Raw genomic sequence first — 1,023 nt, forward strand, 5'->3', positions numbered from 1 at the left:
GTCGGCGGATGCGCTGACGGTGGCGGTCGAGGCCGTGTTGGGGTTGGGCTGCTGCAGCGCCGATTACGACGCCCTGTCGGATGCGCAGGTGCTGACCGGTCAACGCGACCTGGCCCGGTTGCGGCACTTGGTCGAGACCCGGGCGGTGTGGCTGGCGAAGACTCTCGCGTACCGGTCACGGCCGGAACTGGGCCAGCAGGGTCTGGCCGCCCAGCAGGGCTTCCTCTCCCCCGACGCTCTGATTCAACAGGTGACCGGGACAACGAAAGCCGATGCGCGCAAGCTGGTCGACGTGGGCCGGATGCTCGCGCGCACCGAAGCCGCCGAGGACGAAGCCGCCCGGCGGCTGCTCGACGGGACCGACGAGGGCGGCGACGAGTCAGGCGAGGGTGGCGAGGCCGAGGGGCCCGGCTTGACCGGTGCCGGCGGCAGTGTCGGCGGCGAGCCGGTCCCGCTGCCCTGGTACGCGCCCATCTCGCACGCCATCGCCGACGGCACCCTGTCGGTCGCCGCAGCACACGCGATCCGCACCGGGCTGGGCGACGTCGACACCGTCGTCACCGGGCCGGCCCTCGCCGCCGCCGTGCACACCCTGCTCGGTCAGGCGCGCACGATGACCGTGGACCACCTCCTCAAACGCTCCCGCCGGATGCGCGACAGCCTCGACGAGGCCGGCATCGCCGTCCGGGAACAGAAAGCCTGGGACGACCGCTACCTGCGCGTCTGGAAACTCCCCACCGGACAGGTCTGCCTCAACGGATTGTTCCCGCCGGAGCAGGGCGAATTCATCGTCTCCACCTTCGACAGCCTCACCAGCCCACGCCGCGGCGGAGTGCACTTCGTCGACCCGGCCCGCGCCACATGGGCCCAATCCGTGCGCGATGACCCCCGCAGCACCGACCAACTCACCGCAGACAACTTCCTCGACCTCCTCACCGCCGGCACCGAGGTCAACCCCCACCACATGCTCGGCGGCCGTAAACCCGCCGTCCGCATCCTCACAACCCTCACCCCCACACCACC

General features: G+C 71.1%; 1 protein-coding gene. It reads left to right on the forward strand.

From position 1 onward, the window contains the following. Positions 1-1,023 (forward strand): DUF222 domain-containing protein (locus tag RCH12_RS18520; protein ID WP_327017892.1); only part of this gene is annotated, 1,023 nt, incomplete at both ends.

The sequence above is a fragment of the Cryobacterium sp. MP_3.1 genome (genome assembly GCF_035984795.1).
Lineage (GTDB): Bacteria > Actinomycetota > Actinomycetes > Actinomycetales > Microbacteriaceae > Cryobacterium > Cryobacterium zongtaii.